Genomic DNA, 18,427 nt, shown 5'->3' with positions numbered 1-18,427 from the left:
ACAAGGTAAATCAGCTCCTTCATGAAACAAAATTCTTCTCTATTTCGTAAAAAAACAGTTGAACAAATTCTGAAAGATGCCAATTCCGGCGAGCACGGCGGACTGGCCAAGATACTCGGTGTGCGGGATCTGGTGTCTCTTGGAATAGCTGCAATTGTCGGAGCGGGAATTTTTAGTACGATCGGGCTGGCGAGTTTCAATGGTGGTCCTGCTGTGTCACTGCTTTTCGTTTTCACCGCGATCGCCTGCGTATTCACTGCATTGTCCTACGCACAGTTTGCGAGCACAGTGCCAGTCTCCGGTAGTGCCTACACGTATGCTTATGTTGCCTTCGGAGAGCTTTTTGCCTGGATCATAGGCTGGGCGCTGATTCTCGAATATGCGGTTTCCAATATGGTCGTCGCGATTTCCTGGTCGGAGTACTTTGTAAGTATGCTCAAAGGTTTCGGAATTACATTACCCGGCTGGCTCACAATCAACCAGGAAACAGCCTCGGAAGCATTTGCTAAAATGCAGTCTCTGGGCGTGGCAGAGCTTTCTGCCTACGAAAGATTCGCTGCGAATGCGTATGAAACTGCGCCACGGATCGGGGATTTCGCGATTATGCTCAATCTGCCCGCCGGAATCGTAACCCTGCTGATCACCGCATTGGTATATATAGGTATCCGCGAGTCGAGGACAGCAAGCAATATTATGGTGGTTTTAAAGATCGGCGTGGTGTTGTTAGTGATCATTGCGGGAGCATTTTATGTGAAACCGGAAAACTGGACACCATTTGCACCAAACGGAGCAAAAGGTGTTTTGAGCGGAGTGGCGGCTGTTTTCTTTGCATTTATAGGTTTTGATTCCATTTCCACAACAGCTGAGGAATGTAAAAATCCGCAGCGGGATATGCCCAAAGCGATGATCTACTGTCTGATCATCTGTACAGTTCTATATGTACTGATCACCCTTGTATTGACTGGAATGGTCAATTATACAGAATTGAAAGTAAGTGACCCGCTCGCATTCGTTTTCCAGCAAAACGGCCTGGATTTCATGGCCGGTGTGATTTCTGTAAGTTCTGTAATTGCGATTACCAGTGCATTGCTCGTTTACCAATTGGGGCAGCCGAGGATCTGGATGACGATGAGCCGCGACGGTTTGCTGTGGAAACGTTTCTCAAAAATCCACCCCAAATACCAGACCCCCTCTTTCGCTACCATCGTCACAGGCTTTGTGGTAGGTATTCCCGCATTGTTTTTCAAGATGGATTTCTTCGTCGATCTAACTAGCGTAGGTACCTTCTTTGCATTCATCCTGGTGTGCGCTGGTGTACTTTACCTGGATCACAAAGGGATTTCCGCACAGTCTAAATTTCGCGTTCCTTATCTGAATGGAAAGTATTTGGTCGGGATATTGCTGGTTGTTGCGATTATTGGCCTGTCCATATACGGTCAGGAAGTGGTGGCTGATTGGGCTGCATTATCTGCTGCAGAAATTATCGAACACAAGCTGCTTACCATTATTTTCTGGATCACCTGGGCAGTTTTGTCAGTGATGAGTTTTAAATACAACTTCTCGATATTACCGGTGGCCGGGATATTGACAAACCTTTACCTGATGACGGAACTCGGCTCTTCCAACTGGCTGATCTTCGCGATCTGGCTGGCGATCGGGCTGGTGATTTATTTCAGCTACGGTTATAAAAGGAGCAAGCTGGCGCAGTAACTTACTGTTTCTCAATCGTGAGCGTGATTCTGTGATTCTCTTTTTTGGGGATATCGGTAGATTTTCTAGCTGGCGTCAGTGACGAAAGTATAAATCTGTATTGTTGTCCTGCAAAGGATTTAACGACGGTGTCATTTACCGTGCGGAAGACTTCGGTGGTATCTTTGCGAAAAAAGCTGCATCCACCCAGGCACATTTCGACGTGTTCGGTGATCCCGCCTTCTGTCGTGCTTGATAATAGCAAATCCACCGAAGTATGGCCCTCCCAGATACAATTGACATCTTCCGGGCAGCGGCCGTCCGAGAAATCGAAGAAAGTAAGGGTAGTTCTCGGCGAAGCATTGATTTCGATGGTTTCCTTATAAGCGAGCCCTTCGTCCCGTTTATCAATCGAACCATTCTTGCACGAAAACACGCAGCATATACCCGAAATGATCAACAGAAGCTTTTTCATAAGATCGATTTAATTTCTTAGAAAGACCTGCAAAGGCTGGAAAAGGTTGGAAGTGAATTTTAGTAATATCAACTAAAAAACCAGCGTGAAAGTAGTGCCTTTCCCAACTTCCGAAACCACATTGAGCTGGCCGTTATGCTGTTGTAAAATCTGGCGCGAAAGGCTTAATCCAATACCTGAACCCGTTTTTTTAGTAGTGTAAAATGGGATGAAAATATTCTCAATCGCCTCCGGTTCAATACCGTCTCCATTGTCTGCAACCTCTATCATCACTACATTATCAGTTTGATAGGCTGATAGCGTAATGAGTCGCTCGGTTTGCGTGGAAAACGATTCGGCGGCATTTTTAACAAGATTGATCAATACCTGCTGGATCTGGCTGGCGTCGGCTTTTACGATCAGGTTTTCCGGTTTTACGGACAATTTCCAAAGCACGCCCGACCTGTTCAGATCGGTTTGCAGCAGCTGTAATACTTCCTGTAAAAGCTCGGCCACGTGATTATTGGCTATAACCGGCTTGGGTAATGTAGTAAAATCGCGGTACGCATTCACGAACTGCATCATTCCCTTACTCCGCTTTTCGAGGGTTGATAACGCTTCTTTCAAATCATTTACCGCTTCCTGATCGGTCGTGGATTTTTCAATATCCTCATTCACGATCAGCCGCATCGTACCTACCAGTGAAACGATCGGCGTCATGGAATTCATGATCTCGTGCCGCAAAACGCGCGTCAGGTTTTGCCACGATTCTACTTCCTGCTGCTGTAATTCTGTTTGAATATTCTGTAAAACCACAATCCTGACCCACATTCCCCGCAGCTGGATCGCGGCGCCCTGTAATGCAAGTGGCTGGTCCGAAGGTGTGCGGTACAGCTCGCGCACGCCGCTGTTGAGATTCGAAAGCAACTCGTAAAGTCTTGGATGTTTGTCTTTCAGCTCGATCAGCTGGTGCAGCCTGTAAATGCCCAGCATACGCAAAGCCGCATTATTGATCAGGTTCACCTGCCCGGTACTGTCAAATGTGATCAGCCCGGTACTGATATGCTGAACGATGGTATTCAGGTATTGCAGATTCGCCTCTTTCTCCGCCCGCGCCTGCCTGAATGCATGCAAAACTTCATTGAACTGCTGGTTCAATTCCTTAAAAGTCCGCCCCATTTTGTTGTCCGACCGGAAATTGATCGTGAAATCAGAATACCGGACGGATTCAAGAAAGTAGGTCAGTTTACGGTTTACATTCGTCACATACTGGTACAGCAGCGACGCCTGCACGAAAATGAATACCGTCCCGAGCACATACACGAGCATTTCATTGGTATGCCTGGCAGCCAGCCACGCCAATGCGATCACACTCAGGATAATCACAGCTATCCTGATCATGATCATAATACTGAAATGCCGGAGTCCGATCATGGGAGGGTGACGAAGATAAGGAGAGGATTAATTTTCGAGGATATTCTGAGGTACCCCCGACATTTCGCTCAATATATATTTTTCCAGCGAACTGATCTTGTAATGCGCCATATCAAATTTGGGATCTTTGAAAACTTCAGCCGCAGGTACCGATATTGTCACCATTCCCGCCGCGTGCGCCGACCGTAACCCGGCGTGGGAATCTTCAAATGCAATGCATTCTTCCGGTTTCACACCCAGCTTTTTGGCGGTTGTCAGATACACCGCCGGGTGCGGCTTGGTGAATTCTTCGAGTTCGCCCGAATGCCAGGTATCGAAATATTCAGTGATATTCAACCGTTCCAATACCCCTTCGATCAGCTCCATGTGCGACGCCGAAGCTACTGCGAGCTTCAAACCTTCGGCTTTCAGCGTTTTCAGTATTTCAATTGCGCCGGGCATAGCAGTTGCGTTGTTCAGGATCAGCTTATGCGCTTTTTCAAGGATCTCTTTTTCCAGCTGTTCAAAACTTGGGGTGTTCCACGGCTGGATCTGGTGACAAAAATCGAGGAACAGCTTGATAGACAAGCCCGTTGTTTGCAGTTTCAGTTCCTCTGTCAGTTTAAAATTCACTTTTTGCATTACTTCGTTCGCCGCCTGGTGCCACATTGGCTCGGAGTCGATAAGTAATCCGTCCATATCGAATATTGCTGCCTTGATCATTATATGTTGTCCGTAAATAGAAATCTACGCTTTTTGATTAAATGAAATGTTTTTTAATAACTCCCTAAAACTACTACTTTCGCAAATAAGAATGGCTTTGGGGGTGTCCGAAATGCGGACTGAGATTCATACCCTTTGAACCTGACACAGTTGATACTGTTGGAGGAAAAAGCGTGCCGGGAGTATACTACCCGTTCTTTTACTCAATTGCAAAACCAGAGATCAGTCGCAAAAAGCGCCTTGGTTTGTCCGTTCCATCAGTCCGATTAAAAAAATTGATATGGATTTTCATTTAGAACAAAATCTTTCAAACCTTAGGAATACTGTCCCGCTGGTGCATAATATCACCAATTTCGTGGTGATGAACTATACGGCGAATGCTTTGCTGGCCGCAGGAGCTTCGCCTGTAATGGCGCATGCGGTGGAAGAGGTAGAGGAAATGGTGTCGATCGCAGGTGCGTTGGTAGTGAATATAGGAACACTTTCGGCCCATTGGGTAGCGGGAATGAAAGCGGCGATGGTCACGGCGGCGCAACTTGGCAAGCCCATTGTGCTCGACCCGGTAGGCGCAGGAGCAACATCCTACCGTAACGAAACGCTGACTGAGCTGCTCGATGTGGCTTCGCCGACAATTATCCGTGGAAATGCGTCCGAAATTCTGGCGCTGGCCGGGGCTAGCGTACAAACGAAAGGCGTGGACAGTACGGCAGCTTCGGATCTGAGTCTCGAAGCTGCCTGGGCGCTGAGCAAGAAATTTGATTGTGTAGTAAGTGTAAGCGGCGCTATCGACGTGATCGTGAAAGGAAATCAAACTGCTTTTGTTTCAAATGGCGTGGCGTTAATGACCAAGGTAACCGGAATGGGCTGCACAGCCACAGCCATTGCCGGCGCTTTTGCCGCTACGGTGGCAGATCCTTTCGAAGCGGCGGTATCGGCAGCGGCGATGATGGGCGTTTGCGGTGAACTGGCTTACCGGAATGCAAAATCTCCCGGCTCTTTTCAGATTGCATTTCTCGATTGCCTGTCCGAAATTACGCCGGCGCACCTGGCCGAACTGGCCAAAATCAGAATATCCTGAAACATTACGAATAGAATATGACAACTTCCGATACGAATATTCAGCTTTACCTGGTAACCGACGAAGCCGCCTGTCTGGGCCGCGACTTGCTCTGGGTCGTTGAAGAAGCAGTGCAGGGAGGCGTTACCATGGTTCAGCTGCGTGAAAAAACGCTTGGTACCCGCGCATTCATAGAACGGGCCAAACGACTGAAAGATATTCTGCTGCCTTATCAGGTACCATTGATTATCAACGATCGGGTAGATGTAGCATTGGCAGCAGATGCCGACGGCGTGCATGTGGGGCAAAGCGATATGCCTTTTGAGATATTGAATAAAATGCTGCCGCCGGAGAAAATTATAGGTATTTCAGTTGAAAATGAACGGGATGTGCTCGAAGCAGAGCAGTGGGACATATCCTATCTGGGCGTAAGTCCGCTGTTTGAAACTCCCACCAAAACAGATACAAAAGTGCCGTGGGGCCTCGAAGGATTGCGCAGGATAAGCGAGCAAAGTAAACATCAGCTGATCGCAATAGGAGGTATAAATCTGACCAATGCAGGATCAGTGATGCAATACGGTGCGAGCGGGATTGCGGTAGTATCTGCCATTTGCAGCGCCACATCGCCCTACGAAACCGCCTTCCGCCTAAAATCCATGCTTCAATCCCAAGCAATAAGTGACAACACCTAACAATAAGTGACAACTTCTGACCACTAAACCCTTTATGACCCGATATCCAACCGTACTTACCATCGCAGGCTCCGATAGCGGAGGAGGCGCCGGCATTCAGGCCGATTTGAAGACGATCGCTGCCTTGGGCGCTTATGGCGCTTCGGCTATTACGGCACTTACTGCTCAGAATACGCTGGGTGTGAGTGCAATACACGCAGTACCGCCTGCTTTCCTGAAAGCGCAACTGGAAGCGGTATTCGAAGATATTACGGTGGATGCGGTTAAGATCGGAATGGTCAATACGATTGAAGTGGCGCTGGTGATCTCGGAAATTATTGAAAAATATAAGCCGGGCTTCGTGGTTTTCGATCCGGTAATGGTTTCTACGAGCGGGTCCCGGCTGATCCAGGAAGAAACAGTTGCTGTTCTTTGGGAGGCGCTTTTTTCGAAAGTTAATTTAATAACCCCCAATCTCGACGAGGCGCAGATACTGATCTCGAAACAGATCGAAACGGTGGAAGCTATGAAAGCTGCCGCCGAAGAAATGGTGCGCCGGGGTTGTAATGCAGTTTTGTTAAAAGGCGGACACCTGGTAGGGCCGGTGTTGTCCGATATCTTTGCGCGAAAAAATGAAGATACCCTGATCTTCGAAAGTGAATACATTGACAGTCCGAATGTGCATGGCACCGGCTGCACATTATCGTCGGCGATCGCATCATTTATGGCGACCGGCTATTCCCTGCCGGAAGCGATCATTTTTTCAAAGGAATACATTTCAGGCGCTATTGAAGCCGGAAAGAATATCACCACAGGAAATGGGCCAGGGCCGCTGAACCATTCATTTTCCCCAGTTCCCATGCAAACTATATGACCAAGTTCACTGACCACCTCTGGGAGCAGGCACTGCCCATTTACGAAAAAATAAAGCAGCACCCTTTCAACCAGGAGCTTAAAGAAGGTACCCTGCCGCTCGAAAAATTCAAATACTATATTTACCAGGATTCACTCTACCTCGCCGACTTTGCCCGCGCACTCGCAATGACCGGAACAAAGGCAGGTAACAGCCACGAACTGCTTGATTTTCTGGAATTTGCTCAAAACGCAATCCTCGTCGAAAGAGCTTTGCATTTGGGTTATTTTAAGGAATATGAAATTGAGTTTGATTCAGGAAAAGGGCTCGGCTGTTTTGCCTACACCAATTATCTGCTTGCTACAAGTGCCTTTGAATCCTACGAAGTGTCGGTAGCCGCATTGCTTCCCTGTTTCTGGATTTACAAAAAAGTAGGCGACTATATTTACGCTGATCAAACTACTCCTAATCCTTACCAAAACTGGATCAACGCCTACGCCGGCGAAGATTTCGCCCGCTCCGTCCAAAAAGCCCTCGATATCTGCGACCAACTAGCGGCATCCGCCTCCGAACAAACCAGAAACAAAATGACCGAAGCTTATATAAAAGCAACGGAAATGGAATACCTGTTTTGGGAAGGAGCGTATAGGTTGGCTATTAGCTGTTAGCCGTTAGCCGTTAGCTTTTAGCTGTTAGCACGTGACCGTAGTTAATAGCCAATAGCCAATAGCTAACAGCCAACAGCTAATAGCTAATAGCTAAAACCCTCCTCCCAAAAAAAAATAGGGTAACCCTCAGCTAAGTTGTCAATATCGAAACAACTAGCTATGAAAAATTTATTCTTCACTTTCATTGCCGCCGCATTGGGCGTTGCGGCTTTTGGTCAGCAGCCGACGCAAACTGTAAAAGGTCGGGTAGTGGACACTGAATCACAGCAGCCGGTGATCGGCGCGAATGTAATCATTACTTCTCTCAGCCCTATTCTGGGCGGAGTCACCGATACTGAAGGGTATTTCCGGATTCCGCAGGTGCCAGTTGGTCGGCATGCAATCAAAATTACTTCCATTGGGTACGACAATGCATTCCTGCAGGAAATCTCCGTAGGCTCGGGTAAGGAGGTGGAACTGAATCTCAAACTGACCGAATCTTTCAGGGCACTGGACGAAGTGGTGGTGAAAGCGCAAAAGGAAACGGGCGCGCCGCTAAACGACATGGTGAGCGTAAGCGGGCGGTCGTTTACTGTGGATCAGACCAAACGTTTCGCGGCTGCGGTCAACGATCCGGCGCGGATGGCGCTTTCGTTTGCGGGCGTTGCTACGAATGATGATGGTGGTAATCAGATCATTATCCGCGGAAATAGTCCCAAAGGGTTATTGTGGAGAATGGAAGGTGTCGAAATCCCCAACCCGAACCACTTTGCCGCCGAAGGTTCATCGGGTGGGGGCATCAGTGCATTGAGCGCGAACGTGCTCGGCAACTCTGATTTTCTGACCGGCGCATTCCCTGCCGAATATGGCAATGCTACTTCGGGTGTTTTTGATCTGAAACTCAGAAAAGGAAATAATGAAAAGCGTGAATATGCATTGCAGGCGGGCGTTTTAGGACTTGATTTCGCTGCCGAGGGGCCGATCGGAGCCAAAGGCGGCGCTTCTTACCTGGCCAATTACAGGTATTCAACTTTGTCGATTTTGAGCAAGATCGGCGTGCAGGTAAGCGGCGACGCGGTAAATGACTTTCAGGATGGCGCATTCAAGGTTTATTTGCCTTATGACGAAAAAGCGGTCGTGTCGGTTTGGGGAATGGGCGGGATCAGTACTACTACGATCAACAATGCGGATACCAAGGAGAAATTCACTTCCAATAGAGGTATCGTGGGCGTAAACTACCTGCGTTATCTCAGCAACAAAGCGTACATGGAAACGATCGTTTCTTACGCGGCGACCAGTCAAAGCGGGGATTTTTTGGATAAAGAAGATGGTACCGCATTTCAGCAAAACTTCATCAACCAGACTTTACGCCTATCCACCCTCCTCAATTACAAACTGAATGCAAGGAATACGATCAGGGTCGGGGCGATTATTAATCACCTGGATTTCAATCTTTTCGATCAGGATAACGAAGCCGGTTCCTGGATTAAGAATGTGGATCAGCAGGGAAATACGCAGCTTTTTCAGGCTTATGCACAACTGAAATCGCGCCTGTCGCCCGATGTGACCATGAATGTAGGTTTACATGCGATGCTTTTGGGATTGAATAACCAGCATTCCATTGAGCCGCGTGTTGGTTTGAAATGGGCAGTTGCGCCCAGGTCGACAGTTAGTTTCGGGGCAGGGCTGCATAGTAAGACGGAGTCTATCTCAACCTATTTTACGCAAATAAAAGCGAGCGATGGTAAAGATCAGCTGATCAACAAAAACCTGAAACTCATGAAATCGGCGCATTTGGTGACAGGTTACGAGTTCCGGCCTTCTTCGAGCTGGCGGATATTGGCGGAGACTTACTATCAGCACCATTATCATATCCCGATCGGGCCGGCCAATACGACGACCCCGTTTCTCTTACACAACTCGCTGATGAATGAAATATCAGGTTTTGTGAGCGATTCACTGGTCAGTGCAGGCACGGGGAGAAGTTACGGTTTGGAGCTGACCGTTGAAAAATCACTTACTGCCGGCATTTATCTGATGAGTACTACTTCTGTTTATCAATCCAAATACACGGGCCGCGATGGAATTGAGCGCGACAGCAGGTTCAACGGCAGGTTTGTTCAGAATTTCCTGGCGGGAAAAGAATGGCGGGTCGGGAAAAATAAGACGAATATTTTTGCTGCGAATATCAAATTGCTGGCGGCAGGAGGGAATATGTCCACGCCGGTGGATCTGGAAAAATCGCGCGAAAAAGGAAGGACCGAACGCGATTGGTCTAAAAGTTACTCGGAGCAGCTGCCGCATTACTTTCGGGGAGATTTGCGTGTGAGCTACACCAGAAATAAAAAACGAACTGCATCAACGATTTCGCTTGACCTGCAAAACGCAACCAACCGGCTGAATGCATTTGATAAATATTATGATAAAAAAACAGATCGGATAAAAGTGATCACACAAACGGGACTGATACCAGTTTTAAATTACCGGCTCGAATTCTAGCATAAATTCGCAACCGGGGAATTAGAATGGTAGCGGGAAGTTAGCCAGGATCAGACCAGCTTTTGAGGCAATATCCGTTTTTCAGATTGGGATGGAATGGTTGTTTTAGCAGTCTTGATATAGTTGATTTGAATACAAACTAACGACAATCATGGAAAAGGACTTTGAAAATAAGGATGCGATAAAAAAACTGAAATCGCTGGCTGAAGACATTCGTTTTTGTATGTATACCACTTACAAAAACGGCCGGATCGAATCGCGCCCGATGACCACACAACAGATTGATGATGAGGGTAATGTCTGGTTTTTTGCCAGCCGTAACACCGAGCCGGCTTCCAACAACGGAGAAACGGTTACTTTGATTTATTCTGAGCCAAAAAACAACACTTACCTGAGTATTTCCGGAAATGCGGAGCAGGTGAATGATGAGGCGAAAAAAGAAGAACTATGGAGTGTAATGTCCAAAGCATGGTATCCCGAAGGAAAAGACGATCCCAATCTGGTGATGATTCGGGTCGTAACTGAGGATGCAGCTTACTGGGATGCCACTTCTTCGCAAATGGTGGTTTTCTTCTCTATGATAAAAGCCGCCCTGACCGGTACTACACCCGACGGAGGTGACCATGGAAAGCTGAATCTTTCTTAGGATCAATCACTTATAATAGTAATGAAAGTGGTGACTCGCATTGGCGGGCCGCCACTTTTCGTTTCGAAACTGCCGGAACTATTCCACAGTCGATAGGGTAATCGGCGGAATAGTTTTAGTATTGCTTATTGAAATCTAATCCGCTCTATGAAAAATCGTAAACCGCTCATTATTCTCGTCGTCGTTATCATACTTATTGCTGCTGGTTGGATCGGGTGGAAAGCTTACAGAAAAGACAATGCGAATCCTGTTTCGGGCCTGAAACCTCGTGTTGAAATGGGTATCGGGCATATTTCCAATATCACTGATAGTACGATCGATCTTTCCCTGAAATTACTGGTTCACAACCCCCTGCCGGTTGAGCTGGATATCAAGCGCTTTGATTATTTTGTCCAAATGAATGGGGTTACTATTGTGGAGGATGAATATGCAAAACCGCTGCTGATCAAGTCGCAGGATAGTACAGTAGTAAGCATGCCTGCTCAGCTGAAAATCAAGAAATTAAAAGCGGAGGGAGACGCAGAAGCAAAGCAGGGTGAAGACAGTGCCAACTACCACTTCGAAGGTCGTTTTACATTGAACAAACCATTTTTAGGTAAAGATACAGTCACCCTCGATGTGGATAAAAGGCTTCCGTTATACAGGCTGCCGAAGGTGGAAATAGTGGATTTTGACCTCACAAAATTCCGTTTGGGTAAGTCGGAAGTCATGTTGCAGTTGAAATTTTCTAACCAAAATCCTTTCCCGGTCCAGTTCGAAGATCCATCTTACGTGGTCAGTCTGGGCACGCAGGAGCGGCTTGCAGAAGGCAGCGTAAAGGGTACCACGAAGGTGAAGGGAAAAAGTAGTGAAATTTACCAGATCCCGCTTACCGTGGAAATGGGTAAGTTGCTGAAAGCTGCCGGACAGGTTGTTACGAAAGGAAAATCTATTCCATTTACACTATATTTCAAAACCAAACTGGTGTCCGACAATGACATTTTCAAGAAAAGTGATGTCAATGTCATTGTCGATGGAGAGCTGAAAGATCTCGACACTGTGAAGAAGAACCTGGCAAAGTAAATGCCCGTTTTACTTCGCAGCGGTGAACCAAACCGTCATTTCGTTGGCACCACGGTTTGCCCAAGCGTAATAGGGAATTAGCGTAACGTTGTCCTGTGATTTCAATACATTGATACCGCCCAGAAAATCCTTCCTGAACTCGGGTGTAAACGTCTGTTCCGGTGCAATAGCGATCGACAATGCCTTTCCTTTGTTATCGTGACCTTCGGCGCAATACAAAACCGGCCCGCGCTCAATCGCTACTTTTCCCTGATTGGTCTTAATATTTTTACTCGAAACAACCTGACGCACAGGCATATCCAGGTTAACTTCAATCACATCTCCCTTTTTCCAGTTACGTTCAATGCGAACGTAGCCTTTATCAACAGCCGATTCGATTTTCTTGCCATTTACCAGCAAGGTAACCGGCTTTGGCTGGCCAGCAGTGTAGGTATACAGATCCCCGGGAATCGCCTGTCCGGTCGCCCAGCCTGGAATTCGTACAGATATTGGAAAGGTGCCCGCTTTTTCAGGATACACCGATATTTTCACTTTGCCTTCCCAGGGATAGTTGGTTTCCTGAGTTAGTTTTACTGCATTGCCATTTACATTCAGCGTAGCTTCGTTTCCTGCAAACAGATTGACAAACAGCTCTTTATCTTTTACAGCATAAATGTACCCCGGCATTGAAGGAAGGAATCGTGATACGTTGCTGGGGCAGCAGGCAGTACCAAACCACGAACTCCGTACAGCGCCGGTTCCTTTTCCGAAGTCATTTTTTCCATCGGAAGCCATTGGATTTACGTAAAAGAATTCATTCCCTTTTACCGACATTCCGCCTAGAAAACCGTTATACAATACCCGCTCAAAAACGTCCAGATATTTGCTCTCGCCTGTATTCAGGTACATTTTCTGATTCCAGAGCATATTGGCAATCGCTGCGCACGTTTCCTGATAAGCATTATCGTTGGGCAACACATATGCTTTGTCAAATGCCTCTCCGTCCTCCCGCGCGCCCACTCCGCCGGTGATATATTGCTTTTTGTAAGTAGCATCCTGCCAGATCGAATCGAGTGCAGTCTGGTATTTCGCATCGTTTTCGACCATCAACATATCTGTGACCGCGGCATACAGGTACTGTGCGCGCACCGCGTGACCGACTGCTTCGCGCTGTCTCACAAAAGGTACCTGATCCTGGAAATAGGCCGGGCCGAGTTTGTGCTCGTCGAGAAACAATGTCCGCTTGTCGGAGCGGCCGCGCATCGCGATGAAGAATTTCGAAAGTTCGAGGTATTCCTTTTTGCCTGTCGCGTGGTAAAGGCGGATCAATGCGGTTTCGGTTTCCTCGTGGCCGGGCACTACTACCAGTTGTCCGGGATTTGGCCCAATGGTTTTGACGAGGTGATCTGCGTTTTTGATAGCTACATTCAATAAATTTTTCTTTCCTGTCGCCTGGTAGTGTGCAACAGCCGCTTCATAAAGGTGCCCCACATTGTAGAGCTCGTGGCTTCCGTTCTCGAAAGAATAGCGGTAAGGCCCCGCGATCCAGTCGTAGGAACCGGTCGTGTCTTTGTTGATCGTTCTGATTGTATATAAATAGCCGTCGGGCTCCTGGGCGGCAGCGAAAAGGGTGATCAGGCTGTCAACATATTTGTCCAGTTTCGGATCGGGGTGATTTTGTAATACGTAAGATGCGCCTTCTACGATTTTGAAAACATCCGAATCATCAAAACGTGCGCCCCTGAATTTTCCTTCTTTCAACCCGCCTGCAACAGCGAAATTGTCAAACCGGCCCGATTCTTCGCATTGATGCAAGGCGTGGGGCAGGGTTACGGTACGCGCGGTTTCAACTCTGTCGTGCCAGAAACCTGTGGTCGTTTTGACGTTTTTTAAAGGAACCGGCGTCATTTTTCCGGTCTGTGCGAAAATGGATATGGAGCAAATGGAAAGAAGAAAAATCGAAACGTACTTTGTCATTTTTATGCTTATTGAAGGTAAATCTTCTTTTTGTATTTAAATAAATATACCAGCCCGGGCTGCGGACTGGTACAGATCATTGTCACGAATTACTTTATTTCTTACCTATAAACCGTATTTTTCCATTCTTCTGTACAATGCGGCGCGGCTCAGTCCGAGCTCACGTGCGGCGTCGGTGATATTGCCGTTGAACCGTTTCATGGCTTTTACGATCATCGTTTTTTCCATGTCTTCCAGGTCGAAACCGGTTGCGGTGGTAGGCTGTCCTGCCGAACTTTTCAGGAAAAGATCATCGGGTTGCAGGGTTTTTTCCTGAGATAAAATTACTGCCCGCTCCACTGCATGCTGCAACTCGCGGATATTGCCAGGCCAGTTGTATTGCTGCATTTTCTTGATCAATGCGCTGCTGATATCGTTGACCGGCCGGTTGTATTTTTTGGAATATTGTTTGAGATAATAGTCTGCCAGCGCGCTGATATCCTCGGGCCGCTCGCGCAGTGGCGGCAGATCGAGCTCGATGGTATTGATCCTGTAAAGCAGATCCTGGCGGAATGTTTTTTCGGCCACCATTTTCTCGATATTCATATTGGTAGCACAAACCAGCCGCACGTCCAGTGCAATCGGTTTGTTGGAGCCCACGCGCGTTACCCGGCGTTCCTGAATTACTGTCAGCAGTTTGGCTTGCAATGCCAGCGTCAGGTTCCCGATCTCGTCGAGAAATATGGTACCACCTTTTGCCTCTTCAAATCTGCCCGCACGGTCTTCTTTAGCATCCGTGAATGCGCCTTTCACGTGCCCGAAAAGTTCGCTTTCGAAAAGTGATTCGCTCAATGCGCCCAGGTCTACTACTACAAAAGGTTTGTCGGCGCGTTTGGAATGCTGGTGAATATGTTTGGCTAACTGCGTTTTACCCGTTCCGTTTTCTCCCAAAATCAGCACATTGGCATCGGTACCTGCCACTCTTTCGGAAGTCCCCAGCAACTGGCGCATGATCTCGCTCGTTGCCACGATGGTATCTCCCGAAGCTTTCACTTTTTTAGGATCTTCCTTCGACTTTTCCTCCTGCGCTACCGCCGGTTTATCTTTCCCGCTTTCCAGTGCAACAGCGATTGTCTCAAGCAGTTTGTCGTTTTCCCAGGGTTTGAGTACAAAATCAATAGCCCCCGATTTGATTGCCCGGATCGCCATTTCAATATCTCCGTAAGCTGTGATCATGATCACTTTGGCCGCAGGATTAATGTCAAGAATACGGTCCAGCCAGTGAAAACCTTCTCTTCCGCTGTTTACGTCACGCGTGAAGTTCATATCCAGCAGGATCAGGTTGTAATCGCCGTTGGTTACGAGAAAAGGTAGTTTTTGGGGATTTTTTTCGATGTCGACGGCTTTCGCGTGGCGTTTGAGCAGGAGCTTGGCGGCGCTCAATACATCCACATCATCATCTATGATCAAGATTTTAGCTTCGGAGAGTTGCATGGCTAATTTTGGGAATTGAATGATTGGAAAGATAGCGGATACAATTTAAAAATTCATTTTCTAAGCCGCCAAAAACTGAGTATTTTCCCCAAAAGCGATGAAAAAATGGCTTGTCCGCCGCCGAACAGAAATGTCCGATAACGAACATTGAAAGCTTATTCTTAATATGTAATGCATTTGGTAATCAGTACTTTATAGGCAGAAATCTTCTTTGGCATAGGGATTGGATAATCAGAGGAAACTATAAAGGCGAATTTTTCAAAAGCACATATAATGGAAGTCAGGACACCTAACTCAACAAGCACCAATAACAACGGTTTCTCCGGAGGTTCATCAATGGATAAAATAAAACCAAAGAAATTCTGGACAACCCAGCGTATCGGTATCATCGCAGGCAGCACATTGCTGGTCGCTTTTCTGGTATACCAGTTTTTTTACGCCGACAAGCGCAGCAAGCTGAATGTAGAACAGGATAAACTCACCGTATCAACAGTGAAAACGGGTCGTTTCGATGAATTTATTGTGGTAACCGGTGTGGTTCAGCCACTTAAAACCATTCAGCTGGATGCGATCGTGGGTGGTTATGTGACCGAGAAACTGATCGAAGGCGGTAACATGGTCAAGCAGGGGGATATTCTTTTAAGACTGGAAAATCAAAACCTGAAACTCAGCTTCCTGCAATCAGAAACAGAGGCTAGCCGACTGGTGAATGATCTTCAAAATACACGTCAGGGATTAAAAATAGCCCGGTTTAACCTGCAAAAGGCATTAAGTGATCTTGATTTTCAATTGGATCAGGCGAAAGATGCACACGATCGGAATGTAAAATTGTACAAAGACAAAGTGATCCCGGAAGCTGATTTTCTTAAAACAAAAAGGGACTATGAAAAGCTGGTACGTCAGCGCGAGATTGAGATAGAATCTCAGAAATATCAGGAAGAAAACTCTAGAATGACGATCACGCAACTGGAAGGAACATTAGCAAATACCCAGAAAAACGTGAGCTTGTGGCGACAAACTTTGGATAACCTGGTTGTGAAAGCGCCGGTTTCGGGCTTGCTATCTTCCATGAATGTTGAAGTCGGCTCGAATATCAATCAGGGTCAGAATATAGGTCAGATCGATGATTTGAACGGTTTTAAAATGCGGGTAAGTGTGGATGAACACTATATTTCAAGGATTTTCGCCGGCTTGCAGGGTTCTATGGAATTCAATGGAAAAGATTACGGATTGAAGATCATTAAAATATTTCCAGAGGTGCTAAGCGGCCGTTTTGAAGTAGATATGCAGTTTGACAAAGGGGCGCCGGAGCTGATCAAAAGAGGCCAGTCCGCACCGATCCGCTTGCAACTTGGCCAGCCTTCGCAGGCCACATTACTACCTGTTGGCGGCTTCTTCTCTGAAACTGGCGGTAACTGGGTATACGTAGTCGGCGAAGACGGCAAACGCGCCGCCAAACGCAGCATCACCCTGGGTCGCAAAAACCCCGAATATTTCGAAGTACTGGAAGGCTTGAAACCAGGCGAAAAAGTGATCACGAGTTCTTATGAGAACTTTGGGGAGAATGAGGTTTTGGAGTTTTAGCGAGGGAGGATGGAGGAAAGGAGGAAGGAGGAAGGAGGAAGGGCGGCCTGTGTAGGGAGGGAGGAATGAGGAACGTTGGTTAGGTGAGGTTGGGTTAGAAGTTGGTTTCTCGGATTTTGATTAGGTTCTGAAGCATGGCGGAGAGGTAGCGGGTTTTTGAAATGAGATCTTCACCAGTTTCCTTTTTCACTAACCCTATTCCAATCGCAATCTCTATTTGTGTTCTGAGTTCTCCGGAAGATCCTTTTGCAATTCGTAAATAACGTATAAACTCTTTGTTAGAATGACGCTCAAAACCCTCAGCAACATTAGACGGAATCGATACCGCAGCTCGACACATTTGATCCTTGAGACTAAAATCGCGACAGGTGGCAAGGATCTGATAAATATGGATGGATAAGTTGATCCCATCTTGCCAGATTTTTAAATCTTCGAATTTTTCAATTTTTGACATAAACCTAAGGATTGGTGAAAGAAAAGGGTAATTACGAAAATTCCTCCCTTCCTCCTTCCTCCCTTCCTCCTTAAAAAAAAACCAATGATCAAAATTACCAACCTGCATAAGATCTTCTCTACGGAGGAGGTGGAAACTACGGCCCTGAATGGGATTGACATGGATGTCAAAGATGGCGAGTTTGTGGCTATCATGGGACCTTCGGGATGTGGCAAATCCACATTGCTGAATATCCTGGGCCTGCTCGATAACCCGAGTGAAGGGTCTTACGAATTTTATGGCACAGAGGTGGCAAAAATGTCAGAACGCCAGCGTGCGCAGATCCGGAAGGGGAACATCGGTTTTGTATTCCAAAGCTTCAACCTGATCGACGAACTTACTGTTTATGAGAACGTTGAGCTGCCATTGCTTTACCTGAAAACGCCTCCTGCCGAGCGTAAAGAAAAAGTAGAAGCCGCATTGGCCCGCATGAATATGATGCACCGCAGAAACCACTTTCCGCAGCAGCTTTCCGGTGGACAGCAGCAGCGTACTGCCATAGCCCGGGCGGTGGTGGCTACGCCGAAAACGATACTTGCCGATGAGCCGACAGGTAACCTCGATTCTAAAAACGGGGAAGAAGTAATGAACCTGCTGAGCCAGCTCAATGCAGCAGGAACAACGATTCTTATGGTAACGCACTCGCCTTACGATGCCGGGTTTGCACACAGAATTGTCAACCTGTTCGACGGAAAAATCGTGACCGAAAAAGTGCATATTTAGCGTGCCAATGCCCAACTACAGTTAGCCAAATTTAACCATGAAAAAAATCCTTACCCTTGTGCTGGCCTGCACCAGCGTATTTTCCTTTGCTCAGAAAAAAAGTACGCTGAGCCGCTGTATCGAAGGGGAGCGCATTACGATGGCGTCGCCAAAACCTGAGTTACCACCAATTCCGCCTTTCCTGCTGGAACCGGAAGTGTATGTTTCGATAGATGTGACGCCGGAGATAACGCAGTCAGGAGATAGCCACGGAAGGACTTTTCAAGGACTCGATTCTGCCGGCTACCGCAAACACGTGAAATACAATCCGCAGACGGGTGAGCTGTTTCTACAATATCATTTCAAAAAGAATGATGAGGAATTCGTTTACGAAAAAACTATCAATGCGGCTGAAAAGTCAGATACCGAGCGTCAGCGCATTATTGACCGTTTTGAAAATGAAATAGAATTGCCGGGTAAGGGGATGGAAATGTAACGGAAGAAA

Annotated in this window: 17 protein-coding genes and 1 riboswitch; of the genes, 11 read left to right on the top strand and 6 right to left on the bottom strand. The window is 47.1% G+C overall.

Annotated elements, in window-relative coordinates:
- The first annotated feature begins 21 nt into the window (after positions 1-21).
- The gene (locus KOD92_RS11845; protein WP_215233784.1) at positions 22-1,710 is read left to right on the top strand and encodes an amino acid permease; all 1,689 of its coding nucleotides are present in this window, start codon (positions 22-24) and stop codon (positions 1,708-1,710) included.
- Position 1,711: 1 nt separating this feature from the next.
- On the opposite strand, the gene KOD92_RS11840 is transcribed toward KOD92_RS11845, so the two are convergent.
- The 3 genes from KOD92_RS11840 to hxpB all read right to left on the bottom strand — a co-directional run bounded on the left by KOD92_RS11840 (position 1,712) and on the right by hxpB (position 4,279).
- The gene (locus KOD92_RS11840; RefSeq protein WP_215233783.1) at positions 1,712-2,164 is read right to left on the bottom strand and encodes a hypothetical protein; all 453 of its coding nucleotides are present in this window, start codon (positions 2,162-2,164) and stop codon (positions 1,712-1,714) included.
- Between the two features lie 72 nt (positions 2,165-2,236).
- On the bottom strand, positions 2,237-3,577 hold the full coding sequence (locus tag KOD92_RS11835) for a sensor histidine kinase (protein WP_215233782.1): 1,341 nt from the start codon (positions 3,575-3,577) through the stop codon (positions 2,237-2,239).
- A 27-nt stretch (positions 3,578-3,604) separates the two neighbouring features.
- Positions 3,605-4,279, bottom strand: coding sequence for a hexitol phosphatase HxpB (gene hxpB / locus KOD92_RS11830; protein ID WP_215233781.1), 675 nt, complete (start codon positions 4,277-4,279; stop codon positions 3,605-3,607).
- An 89-nt stretch (positions 4,280-4,368) separates the two neighbouring features.
- Positions 4,369-4,464: riboswitch (TPP riboswitch) on the top strand.
- Between the two features lie 95 nt (positions 4,465-4,559).
- On the opposite strand from hxpB, the gene thiM reads away from it, so the two are divergent.
- From thiM to KOD92_RS11795, 7 genes are all read left to right on the top strand, one after another.
- Complete coding sequence (thiM, locus tag KOD92_RS11825) at positions 4,560-5,357, top strand: hydroxyethylthiazole kinase (protein WP_215233780.1); 798 nt, start codon at positions 4,560-4,562, stop codon at positions 5,355-5,357.
- A 17-nt stretch (positions 5,358-5,374) separates the two neighbouring features.
- Entirely contained in the window at positions 5,375-6,028 is a 654-nt protein-coding gene (gene thiE / locus KOD92_RS11820; RefSeq protein ID WP_215233779.1) for a thiamine phosphate synthase, read from the top strand.
- A 34-nt stretch (positions 6,029-6,062) separates the two neighbouring features.
- Positions 6,063-6,881, top strand: a complete 819-nt coding sequence (thiD, locus tag KOD92_RS11815; RefSeq protein WP_215233778.1) for a bifunctional hydroxymethylpyrimidine kinase/phosphomethylpyrimidine kinase — start codon at positions 6,063-6,065, stop codon at positions 6,879-6,881.
- A complete protein-coding gene (gene tenA / locus KOD92_RS11810; RefSeq protein ID WP_215233777.1) occupies positions 6,878-7,528 on the top strand; it encodes a thiaminase II in 651 nt (216 codons plus the stop codon). Before thiD ends, tenA begins: the two co-directional genes overlap by 4 nt.
- A 159-nt stretch (positions 7,529-7,687) precedes the next feature.
- On the top strand, positions 7,688-10,006 hold the full coding sequence (locus KOD92_RS11805) for a TonB-dependent receptor (protein WP_215233776.1): 2,319 nt from the start codon (positions 7,688-7,690) through the stop codon (positions 10,004-10,006).
- Positions 10,007-10,157: 151 nt separating this feature from the next.
- Positions 10,158-10,652 (top strand): pyridoxamine 5'-phosphate oxidase family protein, encoded by a 495-nt coding sequence (locus KOD92_RS11800; RefSeq protein WP_215233775.1) that lies wholly within the window; start codon positions 10,158-10,160, stop codon positions 10,650-10,652.
- Between the two features lie 147 nt (positions 10,653-10,799).
- On the top strand, positions 10,800-11,714 hold the full coding sequence (locus tag KOD92_RS11795) for an LEA type 2 family protein (protein ID WP_215233774.1): 915 nt from the start codon (positions 10,800-10,802) through the stop codon (positions 11,712-11,714).
- Positions 11,715-11,723: 9 nt separating this feature from the next.
- Here KOD92_RS11795 and KOD92_RS11790 read toward each other — a convergent pair whose 3' ends face one another.
- Both KOD92_RS11790 and KOD92_RS11785 read right to left on the bottom strand, forming a co-directional pair.
- Complete coding sequence (locus tag KOD92_RS11790) at positions 11,724-13,670, bottom strand: glycoside hydrolase family 127 protein (RefSeq protein ID WP_215233773.1); 1,947 nt, start codon at positions 13,668-13,670, stop codon at positions 11,724-11,726.
- A 105-nt stretch (positions 13,671-13,775) separates the two neighbouring features.
- Positions 13,776-15,143, bottom strand: coding sequence for a sigma-54-dependent transcriptional regulator (locus KOD92_RS11785; protein ID WP_215233772.1), 1,368 nt, complete (start codon positions 15,141-15,143; stop codon positions 13,776-13,778).
- 336 nt (positions 15,144-15,479) lie between these two features.
- On the opposite strand from KOD92_RS11785, the gene KOD92_RS11780 reads away from it, so the two are divergent.
- Positions 15,480-16,727 (top strand): efflux RND transporter periplasmic adaptor subunit, encoded by a 1,248-nt coding sequence (locus KOD92_RS11780; RefSeq protein ID WP_215234297.1) that lies wholly within the window; start codon positions 15,480-15,482, stop codon positions 16,725-16,727.
- 94 nt (positions 16,728-16,821) lie between these two features.
- Here the strand turns inward: KOD92_RS11780 and KOD92_RS11775 are convergent, their stop codons facing one another.
- On the bottom strand, positions 16,822-17,181 hold the full coding sequence (locus KOD92_RS11775; RefSeq protein ID WP_215233771.1) for a four helix bundle protein: 360 nt from the start codon (positions 17,179-17,181) through the stop codon (positions 16,822-16,824).
- Between the two features lie 84 nt (positions 17,182-17,265).
- Between KOD92_RS11775 and KOD92_RS11770 the strand changes: the two genes are divergently transcribed.
- Positions 17,266-17,943 (top strand): ABC transporter ATP-binding protein, encoded by a 678-nt coding sequence (locus KOD92_RS11770; RefSeq protein WP_215233770.1) that lies wholly within the window; start codon positions 17,266-17,268, stop codon positions 17,941-17,943.
- Positions 17,944-17,980: 37 nt separating this feature from the next.
- Entirely contained in the window at positions 17,981-18,418 is a 438-nt protein-coding gene (locus tag KOD92_RS11765) for a hypothetical protein (RefSeq protein WP_215233769.1), read from the top strand.
- The last annotated feature ends 9 nt before the right edge of the window (positions 18,419-18,427 follow it).

It is taken from the genome of Dyadobacter linearis (assembly GCF_907165045.1).
GTDB classification, from domain to species: Bacteria; Bacteroidota; Bacteroidia; order Cytophagales; family Spirosomataceae; genus Dyadobacter; species Dyadobacter linearis.
The sequence above is the reverse complement of the archived record's forward strand: the minus strand, read 5'-3'. Positions and strand labels throughout refer to the sequence as shown.

Coding starts and splice junctions, on each gene's coding strand:
- KOD92_RS11845 (WP_215233784.1), top strand. CDS start 22: ATGAAACAAAATTCTTCTCTATTTCGTAAAAAAACAGTTGAACAAATT.
- KOD92_RS11840 (WP_215233783.1), bottom strand. CDS start 2,164: ATGAAAAAGCTTCTGTTGATCATTTCGGGTATATGCTGCGTGTTTTCG.
- KOD92_RS11835 (WP_215233782.1), bottom strand. CDS start 3,577: ATGATCGGACTCCGGCATTTCAGTATTATGATCATGATCAGGATAGCT.
- hxpB (WP_215233781.1), bottom strand. CDS start 4,279: ATGATCAAGGCAGCAATATTCGATATGGACGGATTACTTATCGACTCC.
- thiM (WP_215233780.1), top strand. CDS start 4,560: ATGGATTTTCATTTAGAACAAAATCTTTCAAACCTTAGGAATACTGTC.
- thiE (WP_215233779.1), top strand. CDS start 5,375: ATGACAACTTCCGATACGAATATTCAGCTTTACCTGGTAACCGACGAA.
- thiD (WP_215233778.1), top strand. CDS start 6,063: ATGACCCGATATCCAACCGTACTTACCATCGCAGGCTCCGATAGCGGA.
- tenA (WP_215233777.1), top strand. CDS start 6,878: ATGACCAAGTTCACTGACCACCTCTGGGAGCAGGCACTGCCCATTTAC.
- KOD92_RS11805 (WP_215233776.1), top strand. CDS start 7,688: ATGAAAAATTTATTCTTCACTTTCATTGCCGCCGCATTGGGCGTTGCG.
- KOD92_RS11800 (WP_215233775.1), top strand. CDS start 10,158: ATGGAAAAGGACTTTGAAAATAAGGATGCGATAAAAAAACTGAAATCG.
- KOD92_RS11795 (WP_215233774.1), top strand. CDS start 10,800: ATGAAAAATCGTAAACCGCTCATTATTCTCGTCGTCGTTATCATACTT.
- KOD92_RS11790 (WP_215233773.1), bottom strand. CDS start 13,670: ATGACAAAGTACGTTTCGATTTTTCTTCTTTCCATTTGCTCCATATCC.
- KOD92_RS11785 (WP_215233772.1), bottom strand. CDS start 15,143: ATGCAACTCTCCGAAGCTAAAATCTTGATCATAGATGATGATGTGGAT.
- KOD92_RS11780 (WP_215234297.1), top strand. CDS start 15,480: ATGGATAAAATAAAACCAAAGAAATTCTGGACAACCCAGCGTATCGGT.
- KOD92_RS11775 (WP_215233771.1), bottom strand. CDS start 17,181: ATGTCAAAAATTGAAAAATTCGAAGATTTAAAAATCTGGCAAGATGGG.
- KOD92_RS11770 (WP_215233770.1), top strand. CDS start 17,266: ATGATCAAAATTACCAACCTGCATAAGATCTTCTCTACGGAGGAGGTG.
- KOD92_RS11765 (WP_215233769.1), top strand. CDS start 17,981: ATGAAAAAAATCCTTACCCTTGTGCTGGCCTGCACCAGCGTATTTTCC.